Here is a 22,661-nt window from a genome sequence, read left to right as displayed (position 1 = left end):
TCCTGAATGTAAACTACCCTGTGGAAATCTTTTGATACAGGTGGACAATGGATATTATATTTGAAATTTCAAAACTTGTCAATGAATCTTCATGATCTCTTCACAAATATTTCTCACAGCTGAGTCCTTTGAACCTTTCAGCTTATTCGTGTTCAGATTGGGAAATTAGATATTAAACGTCAGCATGATTTCCGATTTTGTGACACGACCTCTGCGCAAAATACGTTCAGCCACGATTGCGTAATCTCTCGGGTTAAGTTCCGGATTAAAATGCGTCAAAATCAAATGACGCACGCCAGCTTTTTCGGCAATTTCGGCCGCCTGGCCCGCCGATAAATGTTTATTTTCGTCCGGATTGTCGACATAGGTGCAGTCGCAGAGCATCGTGTGTACCCCTTCGACAAAATCTGTCAAAGCATCGCAAATGCCGGTATCCCCTGTATAGAGACAAGCCTTGCCTTTTTCATCAACGGCCTTTATCGCGTAATCTTCCACAGGATGTCGCATCTGTTTAAAGATAAACGTCATGTTTTTGATCGTTACTTCGTCACCATTGTGAATAGGATGCACATCAAAGCTCTTAATATCCGCAATCATTTTGTAGATGTTTTCCGGCGATTCCGGAAGATAAACCGGAACAACTTGATCCCGTTTTTCCAATAGATACTGCAATACGAACAAATCAGAAATGTGATCCCAATGTAGATGTGAAAGCAAAATGCCATCGAGATCGGAAGCGTCGTCAATAGACATTAAATTGCTTAATGTACCCGCACCTAAATCCATAATCACCTTAGTCTGATCATTTTCCAGCAAATAGCCGGAACAAGCGCCGTTCGCCCGCGGATATGCACCATTGTTACCTAAAATTGTTAATTTCATATTATCCTCCTCTATGCTCACTTATACGATAATTTCTTTTTTCAACTTTTGAATCCAGGACCAAGTCACCTGTGCTGTCAGGCCCCAAATCACAATGGGGTCACGATTCTTGGCGATACGATATTGATAAAAATAAATCGGGTGTTTTTTCTTCCGAAATGCGTACTGCTTTCCCCTCGGGATCAACTCATAGGGAAACCCAGGATCCGGCTGTGTCACCAGTGTCGTCATGTGCATTTCCGGTTCCTGCTCAAGCAGCCAGCTCAGCGGAACAGTAAAGATTTCCGCAACCTCGTCTGTAGAATAAGAGCCTTGATAATGATGCAGATGGCCAACAAAAGGCCAGAGCGGCGCGCCCGTCGGCGCATTTTCTCCATCCATCGGCGCAAGGATTTCAATGTTATCCGGTGCAATGAGAAGTTCTTCACTGGTTTCACGTACAGCTGCCTGCTCCGGCGTCTCGCCCACTTCAATACCACCCCCAGGGAAGCTCACCTCCCCTGGCTGTGTCCGCAGCGTCGTCGCCCGAATCTCGTATACGACCTCAAGACCTTTTTCGGTTCCAATGAGTGGGATCAGCACTGCCTTGCTTTTCCCCTTGAGCCGCGTCAGATAACCAGGTGTCCGTTTACCCCAGCGCTTCTGCATGGCCTCAATTATTTTATCTTGTTTCATAAGCCTCTCCAAAAAGCAAAGCTTTTGTTCTAAATTATTATAAAGAAAAACCCTCGAATATCAAAGGGGATATGATATTCGAGGGTGATAGATTTTTGTCTTCTCTCTTTTCCGATCTTGCAATTTGCAAAGCTTACATCATCGGTGCGCCACCGGCTGGCATTGCCGGCATATCGCTCTTTTCTTCCGGATGATCTGCAACAGCAACTTCTGTCGTCAACAGCATAGCAGTGATAGACGCAGCGTTCTGAATTGCGGTACGGGTAACCTTTGTCGGGTCAATGATCCCTTCATCGACCATGTTGACGTATTTGCCGTGAAGTGCATCGTAGCCAATGCCTTTATCTTTCTTGGAAAGTTCATTAACAATGACAGAGCCTTCAACTCCTGCATTTTCAGCAATCTGACGTGCTGGTTCTTCAATGGCTCTTCTAATGATCTGTGCACCAACTTTTTCGTCGCCGTCCAGTGTTTCGATCAAAGCGTCGACTTTATCAGTTGTGTTCAGAAGTGCAGTACCGCCACCTGGGACAATCCCTTCTTCAACAGCTGCACGTGTTGCGTTCAGCGCATCTTCGATGCGGTATTTAATTTCTTTCATTTCAACTTCTGTTGCAGCGCCGACCTGAATGACAGCGACACCACCAGAGAGTTTAGCCAAGCGTTCCTGAAGTTTTTCACGGTCGTAATCGGAATCAGTTTCCGGAATCTGTGCCTTGATCTGGGCAACACGTTCATCAACGTCTTCCTTGGCGCCCTGGCCATCGACGATAATGGTATTTTCCTTATCAACCTTGACCTGACGTGCACGGCCTAATTGTTCAAGAGCTGTATCCTTGAGTTCCAAACCAACTTCTTTAGAAATGACCTGGCCACCGGTTAAAATGGCAATATCCTGGAGCATGGCCTTTCTTCTGTCACCAAAACCTGGAGCTTTAACTGCAACAGTATTCAGTGTACCGCGAAGTTTGTTCAATACCAATGTGGTTAATGCTTCGCCTTCGACATCTTCAGCAATGATTAATAATTTCGCACCCTGCTGCGCGATTTTTTCGAGTACTGGGAGAATTTCCTGAATATTGGAAATCTTCTGATCGGTGATCAAAATATACGGATTGTCGAGTTCAGCAACCATCTTTTCAGTATCAGTTGCCATATAGCCTGAGACATAACCTCTGTCGAACTGCATCCCTTCTGTGAAGTCGAGTTCAGTGCCCATGCCTTTGCCTTCTTCAACGGTGATAACGCCATCATCGCCGACTTTCGCCATAGCTTCTGCGATCAATTTGCCAATCTGCGGATCAGCTGCTGAAATAGAAGCAACTTGTTCCTTGGATTTGTCGGATTTAACAGGCTGAGAGATTTCCTTTAAGCCTTCGACAACTGCTTCGACAGCTTTTTCCATCCCTTTTCTTAAGACCATCGGGTTGGCGCCAGCAACGACGTTGCGGTTGCCTTCATGGGTAATAGCTTGTGCTAACAGTGTAGCGGTCGTGGTACCATCCCCGGCGACATCGTTGGTTTTTGTTGCAACTTCTTTAACCAACTGTGCACCCATATTTTCAAACGGGTCCTGTAATTCGATTTCTTTTGCAATAGTGACACCGTCATTCGTAATATTCGGCGCGCCATAAGATTTTGCCAAAAGAACGTTTCTGCCCTTCGGCCCTAATGTTACTTTAACTGCATCTGCTAACTGATCGACACCGCTCAGTAAAGATTCTCTAGCGGTTTCTCCGTATTTTACATCTTTAGCCATTTGATAGACCTCCTTTTGTCTCTGTCTGTCCTTAATTATTCTTCTACAATTGCCAAAATATCATTCTGTTTGACAATGAGGTACTTTTCGTCATCCATTTTGATTTCTGAGCCAGAATATTTAGAATAAATAACTTCGTCGCCGACTTTGACATCCAGCGGTACTTTCTTGCCGTCAATCATTTCGCCGGAACCTACTGCAACAACTTCACCCTGCTGCGGTTTTTCTTTTGCGGAATCAGGAAGGACGATGCCGCCCGTTGTTTTCTTTTCTTCTTCTTTTACTTTTATAACAATTTTGTCACCTAATGGTTTTAATTTCATTGCTAAAGCCTCCCAAAAGTTTTTGTTCTAATTTATTAGCACTCGTTATCTTTGAGTGCTGACATTATATTAAACGATGAATCCGCTTTTTGCAATACTTTTCGGGAAGATTTTTTAAAATTATTATTTATTTAAGTTTAATTCCGCATTTCGATCGAGACCCGGCAGTTCCAATCCCGGGACAGCATTTAAATCCCAGCTGCTAGTTCGGCCAAGCTTAAAATCATAATACGCTCTTGCGCCGATCATCGCTGCGTTGTCTGTACAGAGCGAAAGCGGCGGATAATACAACGCCCAATTGTGCTGCTTCGCGGCCACATCCATTCGCGTGCGAAGCCCCTTGTTAGCTGATACGCCACCGGCGATCACAATTTTCTTCATGCCGTAAGCCTCGGCACAGCGAATCGTTTTTTCAGTCAACACATCCAAGACAGCCGCCTGGAAGGACGCCGCGACATCTTCTTTTTTGTACGGAATATTTTTCATCTTCCGATGGTTCAATTCGTTGAGCACCGCTGATTTCAATCCGGAGAAGCTGAAATCGTAACTGTCTTTTTCGAGCATGACCCGTGGAAAATCGATCGCTTGTGCGTCGCCAATCTGTGCAGCCTGATCAATCGCCGGTCCCCCGGGATAGGGATAGCCCAACACCCGAGCTACCTTGTCAAAGGCTTCGCCGGCAGCATCATCACGCGTCCGACCCAAAATAATATTGGTGCCATAATCTTTCACGATCACTAAATTGGTGTGGCCCCCTGAAACAATCAGCGCCAAAAATGGCGGTTCAAGCTCTGGAAAAGCCAGATAATTCGCCGCGATATGCCCTTCAATGTGGTTCACGCCTATCAACGGTTTGTCTAAAGCGTAGGCCAATGCTTTAGCCTCCGACACCCCAACGAGCAGCGCACCAACAAGTCCCGGACCTTTCGTCACTGCAATTGCATCAAGATCGTCAAAGGTAAGTTGTGCTTCATCCAATGCATCTTGAACCACATAGGGCATTTTCATAACGTGATTGCGGGATGCTATCTCTGGCACAACACCGCCGTATTTTCTATGAATGGCAATCTGCGTATAAACCTGATTGGCCAAAATACAGCGGCCATCTTCAATGATAGCCGCCGCTGTTTCATCACAAGAGGATTCAATTGATAATATCTTCATGACTGATTCTATCTCCTTGATCGTCCGGGAAAACCAGTTCCATAACGTATGCATCTGCGCCGTTTGGATAATACCGTTCCCGCTTTCCTAGTATCTCAAACCCGAAGCTCCGATAAAGCCCTAAAGCGGGCTCGTTGTCTGTTCGAACCTCCAGGGTTATACTCTGGCAGTTATGACTGCGTGCACGCGCAATGATTTTTTTCATGAGCCTGCGCCCAAGTCCATTTCCTTGAAAATCTGGATCGATAGCAATTTTCATCAGCTGTGCTTCACCTGCTACAAACCACTGCCCCGCAAATCCGACCACCGCTGATTCGCGATTCTCTGAATCATTTTGAACCAAAACCAAGTATTCGGCCAAAATATTTCCAAGCTCGTCCAAAAACGAGTGCTCCGGCCAAGGAATCAGCCCTGAGCGCCAATCCACTGCCATAACCTGGTAGAGATCGCTTTTTTCCATTAATCTAAAGGCATAAGGATGCCAGACATTATTCATGGTGCTGCGCTTCCCGAGACAATTTCTTTTCTCGCTGTTCCTCTGCCGAGGATTTTCTCAAATAGTTGAGATCAGCTTGAAAACAGCTAACCGTCTTACCCTGCTGTATTTTTTTAAGTCCAACGTATGCCGCAGACGAGGCGCGGTTCATCGCGAGAAACGCGGGCGCTGCGCATGCGTTGGGGACGGCTTCCAAAAGCTGCTTACCGTATTTTTTAAGCCCGTCGCCTAAAAGCATAACCGGTTGATTTAAATCCTTCAATTTTCGGCTCAGGGTATCGACATCGTACACCCCTTCTGCCATTGTAATCTTAAGGGACGGCTCAGCGGATTCCCCATCTGATTGATAAAGTGCAACGTAAACTTGACCGCGCTGTGCATCGATAATTGGGCAGATTGTTGAATCACTGGCACAAACGTTAGCCGCGAGGGCCTCCAATGTTGACACCGTCACCATCGGCTTGTTCAGCGCTTGAGCGAAGCCCTTCGCTGTCGCCATACCGATTCGCAACCCTGTAAAAGAGCCTGGCCCGTTGACGACGCCGAACACATCGATATCCTTGAGCCCAAGGCCTGAATCCTGAAGCATGTGGTCGATGGACGGCAGCATTTTTTCTGAATGTTTTTTCTTGTAGTTGACAATTGTCTCCGCAATTAATCTGTCCACGTCGAGAACAGCTGCTGTCGCGACAATAGTCGAAGTATCGATCATAAGTAGTTTCATTTTAGTGTATTGCCTTCAATTTCTTGTTGATTTTCTCCAATGTTGATTTTTTCAGTAAATGCAGAGGAATAATTTGCTGAAGCTGACGAAGGGTCAAATGCGTTTTGGCTAATGCCTGAACGGGGACGCAAGATAAAATGGTCTCGCCCTTCGGCCCCAAAAACGACGCCAAAACTGTACGGTGCGGCTTTGAAGCCAGCAGCAGATCCATCGGCGTATCGACTGAATAAGGCGCTGCCTGATTTTTTGAGTAAGCCGCTCGCGCGCGGATCAATGCCCGCATCACTTTTGGCGCATTCACCTCTTTGGCCGCTAAAAAACCGATGCCCAAATGGCGAACGTCGTGATTAATGTAACGAATCACCCGCTTAAGCATACGGTCTGTCAGCATCCCGCCTGAAAGCATCGGCACCTTAATCAGCGGCGTCGCCATCACGGAATGCGCAATGAAATCATCTGTCATATCCAGTTCGAATCCCGTCACCCTATGGTAAAATTCGACCGCTTGATGAAAGAGCACCTGTCCGCGTTCAGTGTGCAGCACCTCGCGAATAGTAGAATTTTCCGTAATCACAGGTTCTAATTCTCCTACATCGACAATGTAAGTGCGTTTAAATGACAGATTCCGGCTCGACGCACCGCAGTAAAAACAATACGTGCCGCTTTCTATCCGCCATTGATGGGAAATGGTGTCAAAATAGGCCAGCCGCTCTTTGGGCATGACGATCACGACACACTTGAGCGTTTTCGCCGGTACTTCAACCTTTCGATAAGCGACCAAAATTTTAGGCGGTCGTCTCACCGCACTCTTCACCATACCTGCGTAGATTTGAACCGTTTCCTTTGCGGCAAAATCCGAGTGATTGCTCAGCGTAACCTCAAAAATCAGTTGATTATCTTTTTGAGCATCTTCTTGAACTTTAAAGCCTATATATTCAATATCCGCGTAACTCAACCCGTATCCAAAAGGATACTGAACTGATAAATGCTTGGCGTCGTAGAAACGGTACCCCACATAAATGCCTTCGCCGTAATTCACCTCGCGCCCATCTCCTGGAAAATTCAAATATGCCGGCGTATCCTCCAGCCGTTTGGGAATGGTCTCTGTTAATTTTCCAGAAGGGACAATTTTTCCAGTAAGTACGTCGCACAATGCCGGCCCGCAAGCTTCACCACCGAGCCAAGATTCAAGTACGGCCGCTGCACAGGCGGCATGCCACAGCAAGACAGATCCGCCATTTTGAACGATCACCACAACGCGGCGATGCGCTGCAGTCAGCTGATCCATCAATTGTAACTGACCGATGGGCAGATTCATATCGTGCCGATCCCAAGATTCGCTTTCTGCAGATTCCGGAAGACCGACGAAAAGTAAAACCGTATCTGCTTGTTTTGCCTTATGAATGGCGCGTGCACAAAGCGCCTCCCGCTTGTTTTCTGAGACCGTCGACAGCGCGTATCCGTCAGCGTAATCCAGAGAAACGTTTGTGTAAACTGTTTCGAGACTTTTCCACGGCGTCTCAATCCAATTTGCGTTAACCTGAGACGAGCCCCCGCCTTGAATCCGCGGCGCTTTCGCAAGCGCCCCAATGACTAGTATTCGATGATTTCTCGACAGCTTCTCGGGAACAAGTGGCAACAGATTGTGTTTATTCTCTAAAAGCACAATACTTTCCGCCGCAGCACGCCGCGCCAGCTGATGATGTTCAGCAAGGCTTGAAACAGTCATCGATTTGCGCGCCTCTCGATTTTGTTCGCAGCGTTCGCCAAAGGCAATCAACCGTTCAACACTGCGGTTGACACAGCCCTCAGGCAATGCAAAATGCTTGACCGCACGATAAACTTTCTCATCATTGACGCCATCCGAATCCGGCATTTCCAAATCGAGCCCAGCCCTGACGCTGGCCACTCGATTTTGAACGGCTGACCAATCCGAAACTGTCACGCCGCAATAATGCCACTGTGTTCGAAGTAGCTCTGTCAAAGTGTGGCGCTGCTCTGTCGCATACGTCCCGTTGATTTGATTATATGCGGCCATCACCATTCCGGGATCTGCCCCGCACACAGCAATTTCAAAAGGACGGATGTAAATCTCACGTGCTGCTCTTTCCGAAAGGCGCACGTCAATCGTCATACGGTTACTCTCCTGATTATTGGCAAAGAAATGCTTGACGCATGTTTCAACGTGACGGCTCTTTGCACCTTCAATATAGGCCTTTCCCAACATGCCCGATAATAATGGGTCCTCTGAAAAATATTCGAAGTTTCGTCCGCAAAGTGGGCTGCGTTTAATATTTAGGCCAGGTCCTAAAATGACATCCACGCCTTGCAGTGCCGCTTCCTCAGCGATCGCCGCTGCAACTCGGTACACCATCTCATCATCCCAAGAGCAGGATAGCGTGACTTCCGGCGGAAAACAAGTCGCTGGAAAACTACTGCCATTCTCTTTCTCCCGTCGCAGTCCATGGGGGCCATCAGACATAACAAAAGCGGAAATTCCCTGCTCGGAGATGCCCTGGGAGGACCATTTAGATTGCCCAGAAAGCAAAGTACAGCGTTGTTTTAGCGTCAATTTCCGACGCTTCTCCCGAATAGCGGTTTGGCCTGAATCCTTACTTTTCACACCCCTCACTTCTTTCTTTTACAAATGATAATGACTGGTCTATTTTTCATGTACTGGTTCACACATTTTTTATGAGTTTGGCATAATAAAATCCATCGCATTGATCATCAGCCGAACTGATTTGTCTCGTTTCTAAAACAGCGATCTTCTGTGTTTGCCGGCATAGCCAATTAATCTGCTCCGCATTTTCCCTCGGGTCTACCGTACACGTGGAATATACCAGAATACCTCCCGGTTTTAATGCATCGACCGCATTGATTAACATCTTCCGCTGAATGTGAATGAGTTCGCGTTGTTTTTCAAAATCAAAGCGGTAACGAATTTCCGGTTTTCGCCGAATGATTCCCAACCCTGAACAGGGTGCGTCGAGCAGAACGCGGTCGTATTGCTCCCGATCGGACGTTTTACACATTGTCCCATCAAAAGCTTCCGTTATGATACTTTGGATCCCCAATTGTGCGGCTTGGTTTTCAATCAGCTTCAATCTAGAAGGATAAATGTCCCGAGCTGTAATGGAGCCCTCATCGTGTATCATTTCAGCGAGATACGTTGTCTTTCCTCCAGGCGCTGCGCACATGTCGAGTAGGTGCTCGCCAGCTTTGGGAGATAAAGCCTCAACGATCAGCATCGCGCCCTGATCCTGAATCGTAAATAATCCATCGCGATGTGCTTGTGTCTGATTTAATTCCGACACAGAAGCATTTGTAATTTTAATTCCCGATGGCGAAATCGCCGTTCTCACCCCTTCGACTCCTTCTTCAGCCAATGTCTCCAATAACGCATCCCGCGATATTTTCAGACCATTAGCGCGAATCGTCAGCGGCGACGGCCGGTTCACCGCCATCAGCTCGCGTACACTCGCCTTCCCGCCAAAGGCCTTAGCGTAAATTTCCACAATCGGTTTCGGAACAGATGTTCGAACCGAAAGCGCCTGTATGGTATCTCTGTAATCTGATGCTCGCCAACGCTTCAATTGTTCAGATTTTCGCGCCATATTTCTGAGCACACCATTGACAAACCCTTTGGCTTTGGGTTTGACTTTTCCGCATAGCTCAACGGCCTCGGAAATTGCAGCATACGGCGGAATGCGGTTCATCATAAGCAGCTGAAAAGCCGCAATGCGCAGGATCTCGCGGATTTCAAAATCTAATCGTATGTTAGATTTGATCATCGCTGCAATTCGGTCGTCCAGTAAAATTTCATTTTGAAGGACGCCGTAAACCAATGCCGTGTACAAATGTGCGTCCGGCTTTGAAAATAACGAACGGGAAAGCACCCTCTGAATTTCCAAATTAGAGAAGGCACCCTCCCGGTCAATAGCGAACAGACTGTAATAAGCCTGCTCGCGGGGTGATAGATTGTATTGTACGGTTGTATTTTTTCGCTTCATATCTCTAGGAACGACTATCTCTTAACAAAATCATTCTAAGTAAATTCAAAAAGGACATCAATGTGGCCGCAACATAAGTCATGGCTGCCGCAGAAAGCACCCGCCGGGCGCCTTTGATTTCATCCGGTCCGAGCATCTGATTTTCTTTAAGCATCGCGAGCGCGCGATGACTCGCATTGAATTCAACAGGTAAGGTCACCAAGTTAAAAATCAATGAAAATGAGAAAAACAGAATCCCGATGTTCATTAAGATCGTACCATATTGGCTCGCGCCACCGAAAATCAACCCAATAAAAAACAGCGGCCACGCTGCGTTTGTTGCGAAGTTGCAAACCGGTACAATGGCATTTCTGAATTTCAATCCAAAGTAGCCTTCGTAATCCTGATAGGCATGTCCCGTTTCATGTGCAGCAACAGCAATCGCTGCAAGGCTGGTACTGTTGCCCACCGGCTGTGATAAGCCAATAGTTTTATCTCGCGGATCAAAATGATCTGTTAAACTGCCGGCGATACTGTGAAGTGTGACCGGCACATTGCGAACAGCAAGCAAACGATTTGCCGCTTCAAACCCTGTCATTCCTGATCTGGATTGAATCCGGCTGTATCGATTAAAAGATGAGGATACCTTTGCCTGAGCAATCGCAGAAATGATCAGCCCAGGAATCAAGATGATCATAGTCCAGTCCCAAAAAAACATTGTCATTCTCCTTTTTCTTTTAAAATTAATGGCATTATAGTGGGCAAGACTGAAATTTTTCTAAAATAATCAACTGAGGACTTCACCAATCTCAATGGCATTGCCGCGCAGATAATCCTTGGCTTTCATCCGGCGTTTCCCTGGCATTTGTATTTCCTGAATTTCGACCAGCTGATCCGATGCGGCAACAATTAATCCTTTTTGACTATCAGCTGAAACAACGGTCCCAGGGCGGCTTGATGCTGCCTGATGCATCATTTTAGGTGCAAAACATTTCATCTTTTGTGAACGGTATTGGCACCAGGCACCAGGCCATGGGTCTGTCCCGTTAATACGACGGACAATTTTTTCAGACGACTGTTTCCAGTCGATCCGTCCTGTTTCTTTGCTGATTTTATCCGCGTACGTCGCTTCATCGGGATCCTGCGGTATGGCCTCTGCCGTTCCTGCATAAATCTCCTGCAGTACAGGAATGAGCGCTTCTGCCCCCTGTTCAGCCATCTCGTCGTGCATGGCGCCGACCGTTGTCGTCTCGGTAATCGGTATCACAACTTTTTTATAAACCGCGCCGGTATCCATGCCGATGTCCATCTTCATGATCGACACACCGGTCTCTTTTTCACCATCGATAATAGCATGATGAATAGGCGCCGCACCTCGGTACTTCGGAAGAAGAGAGCCGTGAATATTAATGCAGCCATATGTCGGAATGTCCAACACTTCCTGAGAAAGGATTTGTCCATAAGCTGCGACGACAAAGAAATCCGGATTCAAGCTTTTCAAATAAGCAACTGCTTCTGAGTCGCGAATTTTGTCAGGCTGAAAAACTGGAATTTCAAGGGCCTGAGCCGTTTTCTTCATCGGAAGCGGACGCATTTTTTTGCCGCGGCCATTGGGACGATCGGGCTGACAAACGACGCATGCCACATCAAAACCGCTGTCGCACAACTTTTTCAAAGCCGGTACAGCAAAATCGGTTGTCCCCATCATCACCACTCGAATATTATTCATGGCTGTCTTCTCCGTTCAGCGCACTGATGGTCTGCATGTCCGCTGGCTTTTCAAAGGCTTCGCTGGTCATTTCATCCGTCTGGTTTCCGCTAGCAGTAATTTTTTTGTTTTGCTCCTTCGCTAACCGCTTATTCTGAGCTTCAATCATCTTTTCTGCTTTTTCAGTTGGTACCTTTTTATCGATAAAGACTTTGCCGTCTAAATGATCCAGTTCGTGACAAATGGCCCGAGCTAAAAGCATATGCCCTTTTACTTCACAGCGCTGTCCCTCTAAATTCGTGAACTGCGCAGTGACGTATTCGGGACGTTCGACGTAGCCCGCGTCGTCTGGGAAGCTCAAACAGCCTTCTACGTCAACAATACTGCCCTTTTGCTCCACGATTACCGGGTTAATCATAACAATAGGTCCTTTACCCACATCGATAACCACCAAACGTCTCAAAATACCAACCTGTGGCGCTGCCAATCCAACACCTTCATCATCATACATGGTGTCCAGCATGTCCGCTGCCAGTGTCTTAATCCGATCATTTATTTCCGTGATCTCTCTGGCTTTTTTTCTCAAAATCGGATCGTCATTTACTCTTAATTTGCGAATTGCCATTATTATCATCCTCCATTGTTGATTTAATCCAATACCGGGTCGATAACAACCGTAATTTTTGATGCAAGCCGTTCGAACTCGCCGGCCCAAATCATACGTCTAATCCCGTTTGAAACCGGTGGTATTTCTGGCGCCTTCATCATAATTCGGTACTCAAGCTGATGATTTTCGCGCCTGATCTCGCCAAAAATCGGTTTGTATACAGACCATTGAGGAAATCGCGCTTGTAAGGCGTGATACAGGCTGATACTGTCTTTTTGTACCTGTGCCCGGTCTTCTCCAAATATTTCGAAATAAAAAACGTGGCCAAAAGGTGGATACCCCATACTTCTTCGGTATTTCAGCTCATCGTCGTAAAACGGATCATCATGACTTTGATGGAGCGCCTCGACAACGGGATGCATCTCGTTGTAGGTCTGAACATACCGACACACGGCATTCGTTTTCTCAAAAAATAGCCGATACAAACGGTAAGCCTGCTCCGCTGCATGATAGGCATTCCCATCAATATCCTGATCAATCAGCACACCAGCCGCACATCCCACATTGTCAAATGGAAAGCCCCTGACGAGACTTCTGGTCCCAACGACAATATCTGCCTTTCGAATATCGCCACAAAGCTCATCAAATTCCTTTTGTCGAACCGCTGCCGCGTCTATTTTCACGACACGGTGACCTCGCCATTTTTCCTGAATCATCTCAACAACTTGATCTAAACCAACGCCCATCCCTTTAATATGGTTACTCCCGCAGGACGGACAAGTTTTTGGAAAGGGGCGCTTTTCTCCACAAGTCGTGCAGATCAGAATGCCGGTCTGATCAGTTTTCATCGGACGCCCGCAAACTGGGCATTTGACCGTCTCGCCGCATGCTCTGCAAAAAACAGCATGCTGATACCCAAGACGATTGTGCAGCAGCACAACTTGTTGTTTCCGGTTAAGTGCAGAATTCATCTCCTCCTCGAGCAAATGGCTGAAAATCCCCAAATTACCACGCTGCATTTCCCTTTTCATGTCGATAATATCAACCGGGCTGAAATCTGAGGGTGCAGTCGCTTGAACAATTTGATTCTTTGACATCCGCCACTTGAGCGTCACAGACGGAATCGGATCAGAAATCAACATCTGCGCACTACAGATTTTCGCCAATTGCGCGGCAACATCGGGTAATTTATAGTGAGGTTCTGAATCCGAGATATATTGGCCATTTCCCATTTCATCAACGCCAATTAGACCAATATTTTTAAAGGGCAGAAAGACCGCAGTTCTTGTGCCCAGTACGACCTTTACGCTTCCCGTCTGAATTTGATGAAAAACGCGGTAGCGTTCCGATATTTTGAGATGACTATGATACACGGCGCCAAGTTCGCCAAAAATACTTTTAAAGCGGCCGGCATTTTTCTTCAGTAAATTAATTTCCGGTTCAATGAGGAGCACGCTCTTCCCATGGTGAACGACTTCCACCGCGGCCTGAAGAAACAAATCAAAACGCAGATCGTCATCCTTTTGATAAAAAAAGACCGGTTGAGTCCCGGCGTTTGATAGATTTTCCTGAATAGATTGAAAAACATGACGATCACATGATAAGGGCAAAATTTCAGCCGCTGCCTTTTGAGACTGAGACCCTTCGACAGATTCGATCCATCCTTTTTCCTGAAGCCTTTTCCGGCTGTCTGACGCATGCTGAAGGGCTGCGTTTAATTCGGATGCACTCATCGGTCCGCTCTTGAGCAGTTCCAAAATCCGTGCCATCTTCTTGCCTTTTGTCTTCGCGGTTTTCCCTGCCTGTGTGATGCGAAATATTTTTTCCGTTTTGTGATACGGCCGAAAAGAGATCTCGCCTTTCTCGTTTGTTTCGCGGCTGACACGAACCGGCTGCGTAAATAATGCTAAAGCATCGTAAAAAAGGCAATCGTATATTTTCACAAGCCAAAGACATAACTTACGATGTACCTCGTCGACAACCGGCTGTGCATCAATCACCTGCAGCACGTCGCGAAGCTTATTCGTGTATTTTGAGTCGCCACCTACAGAAATCACGAAGCCTTCGACTACGCGATGCCCCTGAGCGAAAGGAACTGCAACGCGAACACCGGGCACAACCTGATCGGCCAATGTATCAGGTACACGATAATCATAGGCCCGGTCAATGCGTTTATTGGTTTGTTTTAAAAAAACCCTCGCGATCTTCACTATTCGAGAATGATGTCGTCTCCATTAGCCAAATCTTCAAGGGAAACGCCTTCGTTTTCCTGGGCCGCCGCAAATTCATCGTCAGCAGTCTGCGCACTTTCCTCTTGTTGCTGTTTCGCAGTCAAACCAACGATTTTCACTTCTTCTTCAGCAATTTCTTCGGTTGCCGTAGAAATTGGATTATCGATATTCACGCGGACCAGAGGCTCTGCACCGTCGATCAACTGACGAGCGCGTCTCGACGTCGCCACACACAATTCGTATTTATTATCTGCCTTGGAAATCATTAAATTAATCGGCGGGTAGCGAAGACCGCTGCCATTATCTCCATAATATGTTTTCCAGCTCATGTCTGTTAACTCCTTTATCTGTTAATACAAAATGAATACTTAATATTATAACCCTTATTGAAGTTTTACATCAACATTTCTTCAATGATTTCTAAATTATTTTGGCTTCGGCACTGCTCTGCGCGGATGATTGCCTCTAAATCCGCCACAGCCTGATCCACCGTATTATTGACAATCACGTAATCGTATTGCGTCGCCTGTTTCAGCTCGCTCATTGCGTTTTTCATGCGAAGCTGAATCTGCGCGTCGCTGTCTGTCTGCCGATTGACCAGTCTTTCCTTGAGCACTTCAATCGAAGGCGGTGCGATAAAGATTAAAATGCCAAAGCCCAACTTTTCTTTAATTTGTGCGGCACCCTGCACATCGATTTCCAAAATAACATTCATGCCTTCATCCAGCATCTGAAGCACGTGCGCCTTTGGCGTACCGTAATAATGATCGTGCACCTTTGCGTATTCTAAAAAAGCACCCTCTTCAATTTTTTTCTCAAATTCAGCTTCGTCGAGGAAGAAGTATTCGACGCCGTCTTTTTCTTCTCCACGCGGCGCACGGGTAGTCGCAGAAATCGATATTTTTAGACTTGAGCTGTGCGCCATCGCCGCTTGACAAACGGTACCCTTTCCCGCTCCCGATGGTCCTGATAAAATAATAAGTTGTCCACGTTGTTGTTTCAATTGAATGTTCCTTTACTCTATATTTTGAATCTGTTCTCTAATTTTTTCAATTTCCGCCTTGACGTCCACGACACTGTCTTGGATTTCAAGATCGGACGCCTTTGACCCAATCGTATTGATCTCCCGATTCATCTCCTGCACGAGGAAATCACATTTGCGCCCCACTGGCTCTCCTTCCTGAAGAAGAGCCTTCATGCGTTTCAAATGGCCGCTCATCCGGTTGATTTCTTCTGTAATGTCCAAGCGGTCTGCCATAACTGCAACTTCCGTCAAAATCCGGCTTTCCTCTATTTCTGCGCCGTCTAGAAAATCAGCCACTTTCTGATGAATATTATCCCGGTATTGATTGAGCACTTCCGGAGCGCGCGCGGCAATTCGCCCCATGATTTTTTCAATATTTTCAGCGCGCAGGGCTATGTCGTCTGCCGTCGCCATAGCATCCTGCTCTCTGCTATTTGCGATTTGAAAAAGGGCCTGATCAAGAACAGGCTGAAGCATACGCCAGTTTTCTTCGTCATCTTGCACCTTTTCAGTGGTTTTAATAACATCTGGAAATTTAGCAACTAAATCCACACCGATTTCATCGCGCATCATTGGATCAAGTGCTTTGATCGCGTTAAGCGTATCGATATAGGCCTTCGCCAGCTTTTCATCCAAAACAATCTGCCGCTGACTTTCCGACAACTTTTCAAACTGAATGAAAACATCGATCCGACCTCGTGCAACTGTCCTTCCAATTTCCTTTCTGATTTTCGATTCAACAGCATTTAAAATCGATGGCATACGAATTGCATAATCGCGATAGCGGTGATTCACCGTCTTGATTTCAACTGAAATGTTCCAATTCTCATCCCGATAATCCGCCCGTCCGAATCCCGTCATGCTTTTCATTCTGATTTCCTCCACCCTATATTTCTTTTATCATACCTATTTCACACAAAAAAAACAAGACAGCGCGACATCATTGATTTTATTTTCCGTTTCGATTATATTAAACAGAAATCATTTAATTTAAATACAAAAAATCTTAAGGAGGATTTCCAGTGGCATTTGACGGTATCACAACTTATCATCTCGTAAAAGAACTAAAGGCCCAATTGGTCGGAGGAAAAATCAGAAAAGTTTATCAGCCAGAAAACGACGAAGTGCACCTGCTGATTGCCGGGCCGGTCAACGCAACACTGCTTTTGTCCGCCAATGCCAACCAGCCACGGGTTCACATTACTGAAAAGAAAAAGAAAAATCCACCTCAGCCTTCGACCTTTTGTATGGTGCTGCGCAAACACCTCGTCAACACCACCATTTCTGATATATATCAAGTCACTTCTGACCGCATTTTGGCCATCGATGTCAACGGCAAAAACGATTTTGGCGATCCCATCACCAAGACTATCTTCGCAGAAATTACAGGAAGAAACGCTAATTTGATCTTGACCACTGCTGATGAAAATGAACCTAAAAGCGCTCCAATTATCATTGACGCCATTAAACGCGTGGGCCCTTCATCCAGCCGTTACCGTCACATTCTACCGGGACTGCACTACAAGCTGCCGCCAGTATTCGATCGCATCAGCTTTTTTGACTGCCGCACCCCTGACGATTTCAAGCACTGGCTTTCGAAACAGGCGAATCAAAAGCTCACTGCTGTTTTGATCGGCGGCTTTCTCGGCATTTCTCCTGACTTGGCTCAGGAAATCTGTTTCCGTGCAGGCATCAGCGGCGAAACTTCGCTCTCTGATCTCTCCACTAAAGAAGTGGGCTATCTTTCAGGCAGTTTTTTTGAAATACAGCACGAAGTCGAAAACAGCTGTCAGCCAACGCTTTATTATTTCCACCGGCATATTCAAAATTTTTCGACCATCGACTTGCATTTTTTAAAAGACCTCGACCTTCAACCCTGTGACTCTGTCTCTCAGATGTTGGAAGCTTTTTACTACCTTCGGGATAAAAAGTTGAGATTCAACGCAAAATCCGCTAATTTGAAGCATCAGCTCGCAACTTTATACAAAAAAGATACGAAAAAATTGGATAACCTTCACCGAGATTTAAAAAAATCGAAAAAGGCAGAAAAGGATAAATTATACGGTGATTTGATCACTGCCAATATTTATCGCATTCAAAAAGGCATGGAAAGTGTTGATGTGGAAAATTTCTACGATCCAAATCTGCCGACAGTCCACATACCGCTGAAAATCAATCAGGAGCCGGCTCAAAATGCCCAGCGATACTACAAGCGCTACAACAAGGCAAAAAGAGCTCAAGTTCAGGTCGCCGAGCAGATTGAAAAAACAAAAGATACGGTCTATTACCTCGGCTCGCTTTTAAATGCCCTCGACCAGTGCACTGAAGTCGAGGAGCTGGACGAAATCCGCTATGAAGTCAATCACTCAGATCTCGTCAAACACCCGAAAAAAAATGCCAAGGACAAAAAGCCCAAGCCCTCTCATCCAATGCGCTTCCGCTCTTCGGAGGGCTTTGAAATCCTAGTCGGAAAAAATAATTTTCAAAATGACGAAATCGCAACAAAACTTGGAGATCCGGAGGATTGCTGGCTTCACGTTAAAGATTCTCCAGGATCCCACGTTTTAGTTGTTGCAAATGGCCGCTTTATCACTGAGAAAACATTGCTCGAAGCCGGTCAACTTGCGGCCTATTATTCTAAGGCAAAAACCTCATCCAACGTTCCTGTCGACTACGTCGATTACAAATACGTGCACAAGCCCAACAAGGCTAAGCCCGGCATGGTTATTTTTACCAATCAAAATACCATGTACGTCACGCCAAAGCGCGAAATTATCGATCAAATTGAACGGCTCTCTGACAACGATTGATTACATTTGATGATTGCTGCAATAAGCCAGGGCTTCTTCAAAAATTCTTGGCAGCGGCGACCTGAAGACCATGAGTTCCTTCGTTGTCGGGTGAATGAACCCCAATTTTTCCGCATGCAGCATCTGGCCATCCGTTTCAAAGGGTTCTCTGCGGCGTACACCGTAAAGCGGGTCGCCGACCAGCGGATGACCGATTGCTTGCATGTGCACACGGATCTGGTGTGTTCTGCCTGTTTCCAGCTTAAATATCATTTCTGTATATTTTCCAAAACGTTTCATAACCGTGAAATGCGTCACCGCATGACGTCCGTCTTCAACGACCGCCATTTTAATGCGCTCTTTAGGATGACGTCCCTGCGGCATATCTACTGTTCCCGTTTCTTCTGTGATATTCCCTCGGACCAGCCCGTGATACTGACGCACCATTTCATGGGCAGCAAGCTGTTTGGCCAAAAACTGATGCGCGTTGTCATTTTTCGCTACCACTAATAGTCCGGATGTATCCTTATCGATGCGATGCACAATCCCCGGCCGCTTGACGCCATTAATAGCTGAAAGCTGATCGGTGTGCGCCATGAGCGCATTGACTAGAGTGCCTGATGGCGTTCCCGGCGCCGGATGTACAACCATTCCCGACGGCTTATCGACTACGATGACATCGTCATCCTCATAAACAATGTTAAGCGGGATATCTTCGGCTTTGATCTGAGCTTCTTCGGGTTCCGGAATCAAAACCGTTACGTTATCATTTGTATTCAGGGCATAAGAAGCTTTTTTAACTTGACCGTTGACCTGTACATATTGCTTTTGTATCAGCGTTTTGACATAAGACCTGGATAAATTTGTTAAATGAACCGCGCAGAATCGGTCGAGCCGCATCCGATTTTCATTGAGCTGAACACAAAGCTGAACTGTTTCAACTGTTTTTTTTAATACATCCTCAATCATAAATATTTTTCAACCTGAATTTGAATTTTCCCCTTTTTCGACTTTCCAATAAAAGCAGCAATTTTCGCCTTGCCCTTTCCTCGAAAGGAAATGATGTCCCCAGCCTTGACTGAAAAATCTTTTTTCGTGATTTCCGTGTAATTAACCCGAACGCGAGACTGTCTGACAGCCGCTTCCGCAGTTTGCCTGGAAATGCCCCATATGCGGTCAATCACCGCGTCGATTCTCGGCGAATTGACAGTGATCACTAGATTTTTCGTCTTGAGTGCAAAAGGACGAATATGCTGATAATCGAAATATTGCGGATTGATGCTTCGCCCTCTAATCGAAACAAACTCGTTTTTTAAAAATGGATAAATTTTTTCATCGAAAATAACCTGACATTCATCCTCATCTAAATTGATATCACCAATACATTTATGTTCAATACCGAGGCCCATCAGCGTGCCCAGTACATGGCGATGCGCAAAAGCAAAATTTCTTGGAAAGCGAACCGCCATCATGGGCCAATCAATATCTTTTTTAGGATCAATAAACGATATCCAGTCCGTCGGAATGACACAGAGCTTTTTTCTGGCCGCATCTGGAAATCCGCCGTCTAACACATAATGCGCTTTATTTTTTTGTAGAAACATCTCGATTTTTGCCTGCATCGCCTCATCGTAGAAATCGAAAAAATAAAGTCGATCTTGCTTGTAGACCGCATCTTCAATCCTTGAAAGAACAACATTTTCTTTTTTTTCGTTCATAAAATCATTCATTAGAGAATCGAATCAAAAAAGCCGCAAGTTTATACTTGCGGCTCTTCTCATTTAATCAAATCTCTTTTATTAATTGGCTTCATCACTTGGTTCGCCGTCAAAATCCAACATCGGCTTTGCCGAAAGCTCATCTTCATCCTTCTGCATTTCAGTCGAGACCGAGACTTGCTTCGGAGCGAGAATAAAAACATTATCGGCAATACGGTTAATGGTACCTTCAAGTGCAAAAACTGCTCCATTTAAGAAGTCAAATATCTTTCGGCCATCTTCATATTCCGTATTCTTCAAATTGACAACAACGGTTTTATTTTCCTTGATTTTATTGACGATACTTGGCGCATCGCTAAAGAACTCTGGACTTAAAACCAGAACTTGAGCGCCTCCTGCTAATGGCGCATCGTAAGAACCATTGTGTTTTTTATGATGTTCCGGACGTGCGGCTTCTTGATCCTGGTCGTCGACAGTTTCGTCCATTTCTGCACCTTCTGTATACGCTTCGTCTTCGTATTCATCATAATCGTCATCGCCCACAGTGAACATACTTACGATTCTATCTTTGAATTTTTCATTTGCCATTTCAGCTTTTCTCCTTAGCGTTCAAATATTTTGCGCCCGACCCGAATCATCGTCGCGCCCTCTTCAACTGCGATCGGATAATCATTCGTCATCCCCATTGACAAAGTATCAATTTCGTTATCGCCATTTTTGTACGTTATTTTTATTTTATCATACATCTGCTTTAATTGGGCAAATATTTTATGTATTTTATCAGAATTTTCTGTCATCGGTCCAATACACATAAGTCCACGGAGCCGAATGTGCGCGCATTGGGCAACGCGCGAGACAGCTGCATCTAATTCCGTCGCATCAAAACCCGATTTTGTGTCTTCATCCGCCAAATTAAACTGCAGCAGAATATCGGTCACGACATCTTTTTTTTCGGATTCCGTTTCGACTTTATTGATCAGCTTCATTGAAGAAATCGAATGAATCAGCGCAACCTGCCCGACTAAATATTTGACTTTATTGGTTTGCAGATGCCCGATAAAGTGCCAGCGCACAGGTCCTTGAATCTTGTCCTTTTTCGCCATCAGATCCTGTTCGCGGTTTTCCCCAAGATCGTATACACCTGCGTCCACCACGGCCTGCGTTTCGTTGACCGTATGCATCTTTGTCACTGCAACAAGGGTCACGTCGTCCGGTATATCGCTTTTAATTTTTTCAATGTTTCGCTGTATTTTTTCTCTGTAATCCAAGTCGCTCTTTTCTGATACTATTTCCATTTTAATCCTTCTTTCTATTTTTAGGGATAAACACAATACATTGCATTCGAAGACAGATCAGGATTATCTGCCACGGCCAAAATCGCTTTTCTGCCATCATAGCGGCTGACTTTGACCTTCACCTTCCTCCGAAAATACCCTTTTTGAAGCAGTGTCAGGTACTGGTTGTTTCCTTGCGTTGTAACCGCAGATTTCGGCACCTCGTAAGAATTAAAGCTTTGAACATTGACATCGGTTTTAAGTATATTGTCGTTCGCAAAAACTGAAACATAATCTTTGAACATCACAACTACGATTTTTTTGTTGCCGGATTTCATGATATTGACTACATAGCAATTATATTTCTTATTATTTTTTACGATAGATATCTGCGGGTATTGCCAAAGCAAGTCAACGCGTTTTACAAGCTTGTTGTAATAGGCTACGTCTTTTTTTTGAGTCGTTGTGCCAATGACCTTTTTCTTCAGCTTTTTAACCTCATCCTCGTTTTGAACGACTGTATTTGAATTGACAGTAAAAGCGGCGTATAGGTGATCGTTGTCCACAACCTTGAGCGCATTCTCATCCTGTTGATCAATTTTTTGAATACTGTTTAAAAAGCCGCTGTCAATATAAGGCAAAACATTTTCTGTCACAACTTTTTCCATCGGATTTACTGTTCCGTACACATAACCCGATGACAGCATGCTCAAATCGCTTAAAACAATTTTTCGGTGTTTTTTATTCTGTATCTTTTTCAGCTGACGGCGCTTCGCAATGAGCTCTTTTCGGTTCATACCAAAATAAGCAGACGCATTAACAAGATAAGTTTTTTTCTTTTCCTGCTCGGATGACATCTGACTCGTCAATTTGTCTAGACCTTTAAAGTTGTTTTCAATTTGGTCGACAATCTGATCGTAATGAAGATAATCCTTGTTCTTTAATATTTGATTAATGGTTGAGATTTGAGCACTGAGATAATCGCCGCTGACCGTCATTTTTTTCTTCGTTAACGGCGAATAGCCATTGACTTTACTGCCTTCACTGCTGGTTAAGTCCGCTGACCTAAAGTTGTTGATTTCTATATAATCAGAATGTTTAAAAAAATAAACTTCAGAAGATATCGTGTCAACATAACTACTCTGTTCAAGTAATCCTGTCGCACTTCTTCTTATGTGTATAATAAATCCAAATGCTATTATTGCCAAAAAAATAAGACATAGCATCAATATTTTTTTTCGTTGAGCTTGTCTTTTTTTTTGCCGCATCTGTTGACTCATATTGAATTAATCTCC

21 protein-coding genes and 1 pseudogene are annotated in these 22,661 nt (G+C 45.3%); 1 reads left to right on the top strand and 21 read right to left on the bottom strand.

The features are described from left to right. Positions 1–165 precede the first annotated feature (165 nt). The 16 genes and pseudogenes from FYJ52_RS01710 to FYJ52_RS01635 form a co-directional block, all read right to left on the bottom strand. Positions 166–882: an MBL fold metallo-hydrolase gene (locus FYJ52_RS01710; RefSeq protein WP_154575522.1), complete on the bottom strand. Its 717-nt coding sequence runs from the start codon at positions 880–882 to the stop codon at positions 166–168. A 21-nt stretch (positions 883–903) separates the two neighbouring features. Continuing rightward, on the bottom strand, positions 904–1,557 hold the full coding sequence (locus tag FYJ52_RS01705) for an NUDIX hydrolase (RefSeq protein WP_154575521.1): 654 nt from the start codon (positions 1,555–1,557) through the stop codon (positions 904–906). 133 nt (positions 1,558–1,690) lie between these two features. Beyond that, a complete protein-coding gene (groL, locus tag FYJ52_RS01700) occupies positions 1,691–3,316 on the bottom strand; it encodes a chaperonin GroEL (protein ID WP_154575520.1) in 1,626 nt (541 codons plus the stop codon). Between the two features lie 35 nt (positions 3,317–3,351). Further along, complete coding sequence (gene groES / locus FYJ52_RS01695) at positions 3,352–3,639, bottom strand: co-chaperone GroES (protein ID WP_154575519.1); 288 nt, start codon at positions 3,637–3,639, stop codon at positions 3,352–3,354. Between the two features lie 123 nt (positions 3,640–3,762). Beyond that, the gene (gene tsaD / locus FYJ52_RS01690) at positions 3,763–4,803 is read right to left on the bottom strand and encodes a tRNA (adenosine(37)-N6)-threonylcarbamoyltransferase complex transferase subunit TsaD (RefSeq protein WP_154575518.1); all 1,041 of its coding nucleotides are present in this window, start codon (positions 4,801–4,803) and stop codon (positions 3,763–3,765) included. Next, complete coding sequence (gene rimI / locus FYJ52_RS01685) at positions 4,784–5,299, bottom strand: ribosomal protein S18-alanine N-acetyltransferase (protein WP_154575517.1); 516 nt, start codon at positions 5,297–5,299, stop codon at positions 4,784–4,786. Before rimI ends, tsaD begins: the two co-directional genes overlap by 20 nt. Then, positions 5,292–6,023 carry a tRNA (adenosine(37)-N6)-threonylcarbamoyltransferase complex dimerization subunit type 1 TsaB gene (gene tsaB / locus FYJ52_RS01680; protein ID WP_154575516.1) on the bottom strand — a complete coding sequence of 244 codons (732 nt, stop codon included), beginning with the start codon at positions 6,021–6,023 and terminating at the stop codon, positions 5,292–5,294. The genes rimI and tsaB overlap by 8 nt, the downstream gene beginning before the upstream one ends. Position 6,024: 1 nt before the next feature. Further along, entirely contained in the window at positions 6,025–8,646 is a 2,622-nt protein-coding gene (locus tag FYJ52_RS01675; protein WP_154575515.1) for a beta-glucosidase family protein, read from the bottom strand. A gap of 58 nt (positions 8,647–8,704) precedes the next feature. Next, the gene (rsmB, locus tag FYJ52_RS01670) at positions 8,705–10,036 is read right to left on the bottom strand and encodes a 16S rRNA (cytosine(967)-C(5))-methyltransferase RsmB (protein ID WP_154575514.1); all 1,332 of its coding nucleotides are present in this window, start codon (positions 10,034–10,036) and stop codon (positions 8,705–8,707) included. Between the two features lie 4 nt (positions 10,037–10,040). Continuing rightward, positions 10,041–10,733, bottom strand: coding sequence for a zinc metallopeptidase (locus FYJ52_RS01665; protein ID WP_328598741.1), 693 nt, complete (start codon positions 10,731–10,733; stop codon positions 10,041–10,043). A 69-nt stretch (positions 10,734–10,802) separates the two neighbouring features. Further along, positions 10,803–11,744 carry a methionyl-tRNA formyltransferase gene (fmt, locus tag FYJ52_RS01660; protein WP_154575512.1) on the bottom strand — a complete coding sequence of 314 codons (942 nt, stop codon included), beginning with the start codon at positions 11,742–11,744 and terminating at the stop codon, positions 10,803–10,805. Positions 11,745–11,847: 103 nt separating this feature from the next. Next, positions 11,848–12,348: pseudogene (gene def / locus FYJ52_RS01655) on the bottom strand (peptide deformylase); the annotation flags it as partial. Between the two features lie 23 nt (positions 12,349–12,371). Further along, positions 12,372–14,540 (bottom strand): replication restart helicase PriA, encoded by a 2,169-nt coding sequence (gene priA / locus FYJ52_RS01650; RefSeq protein ID WP_154575510.1) that lies wholly within the window; start codon positions 14,538–14,540, stop codon positions 12,372–12,374. Next, complete coding sequence (gene rpoZ, locus FYJ52_RS01645) at positions 14,540–14,890, bottom strand: DNA-directed RNA polymerase subunit omega (protein ID WP_154575509.1); 351 nt, start codon at positions 14,888–14,890, stop codon at positions 14,540–14,542. Before rpoZ ends, priA begins: the two co-directional genes overlap by 1 nt. A gap of 65 nt (positions 14,891–14,955) precedes the next feature. Next, a complete protein-coding gene (gene gmk, locus FYJ52_RS01640; RefSeq protein WP_154575508.1) occupies positions 14,956–15,564 on the bottom strand; it encodes a guanylate kinase in 609 nt (202 codons plus the stop codon). Positions 15,565–15,576: 12 nt separating this feature from the next. After that, positions 15,577–16,455 (bottom strand): YicC/YloC family endoribonuclease, encoded by an 879-nt coding sequence (locus FYJ52_RS01635; RefSeq protein WP_154575507.1) that lies wholly within the window; start codon positions 16,453–16,455, stop codon positions 15,577–15,579. A gap of 152 nt (positions 16,456–16,607) precedes the next feature. Here FYJ52_RS01635 and FYJ52_RS01630 point away from each other — a divergent pair, with 152 nt between their 5' ends. Further along, positions 16,608–18,395: an Rqc2 family fibronectin-binding protein gene (locus FYJ52_RS01630; RefSeq protein WP_328598740.1), complete on the top strand. Its 1,788-nt coding sequence runs from the start codon at positions 16,608–16,610 to the stop codon at positions 18,393–18,395. Here the strand turns inward: FYJ52_RS01630 and FYJ52_RS01625 are convergent, their stop codons facing one another. The 5 genes from FYJ52_RS01625 to FYJ52_RS01605 all read right to left on the bottom strand — a co-directional run bounded on the left by FYJ52_RS01625 (position 18,396) and on the right by FYJ52_RS01605 (position 22,646). Then, positions 18,396–19,343, bottom strand: a complete 948-nt coding sequence (locus FYJ52_RS01625) for an RluA family pseudouridine synthase (protein WP_154575506.1) — start codon at positions 19,341–19,343, stop codon at positions 18,396–18,398. It lies immediately after the preceding gene. Next, a complete protein-coding gene (locus FYJ52_RS01620) occupies positions 19,340–20,092 on the bottom strand; it encodes a YlmH/Sll1252 family protein (RefSeq protein WP_205960727.1) in 753 nt (250 codons plus the stop codon). The genes FYJ52_RS01625 and FYJ52_RS01620 overlap by 4 nt, the downstream gene beginning before the upstream one ends. Before the next feature lie 81 nt (positions 20,093–20,173). Beyond that, positions 20,174–20,680, bottom strand: a complete 507-nt coding sequence (locus FYJ52_RS01615; RefSeq protein WP_154575504.1) for a cell division protein SepF — start codon at positions 20,678–20,680, stop codon at positions 20,174–20,176. A 14-nt stretch (positions 20,681–20,694) separates the two neighbouring features. After that, positions 20,695–21,387 (bottom strand): YggS family pyridoxal phosphate-dependent enzyme, encoded by a 693-nt coding sequence (locus FYJ52_RS01610; RefSeq protein ID WP_154575503.1) that lies wholly within the window; start codon positions 21,385–21,387, stop codon positions 20,695–20,697. Positions 21,388–21,407: 20 nt separating this feature from the next. Then, positions 21,408–22,646, bottom strand: coding sequence for a hypothetical protein (locus tag FYJ52_RS01605; RefSeq protein WP_154575502.1), 1,239 nt, complete (start codon positions 22,644–22,646; stop codon positions 21,408–21,410). Positions 22,647–22,661: the final 15 nt, after the last annotated feature.

Origin of the sequence: Pseudoramibacter porci (assembly GCF_009696145.1) — a bacterium.
Classification (GTDB): domain Bacteria; phylum Bacillota; class Clostridia; order Eubacteriales; family Eubacteriaceae; genus Pseudoramibacter; species Pseudoramibacter porci.
Note: the sequence above shows the minus strand (reverse complement) of the source record. Positions and strands in the feature narration are given on the sequence as shown.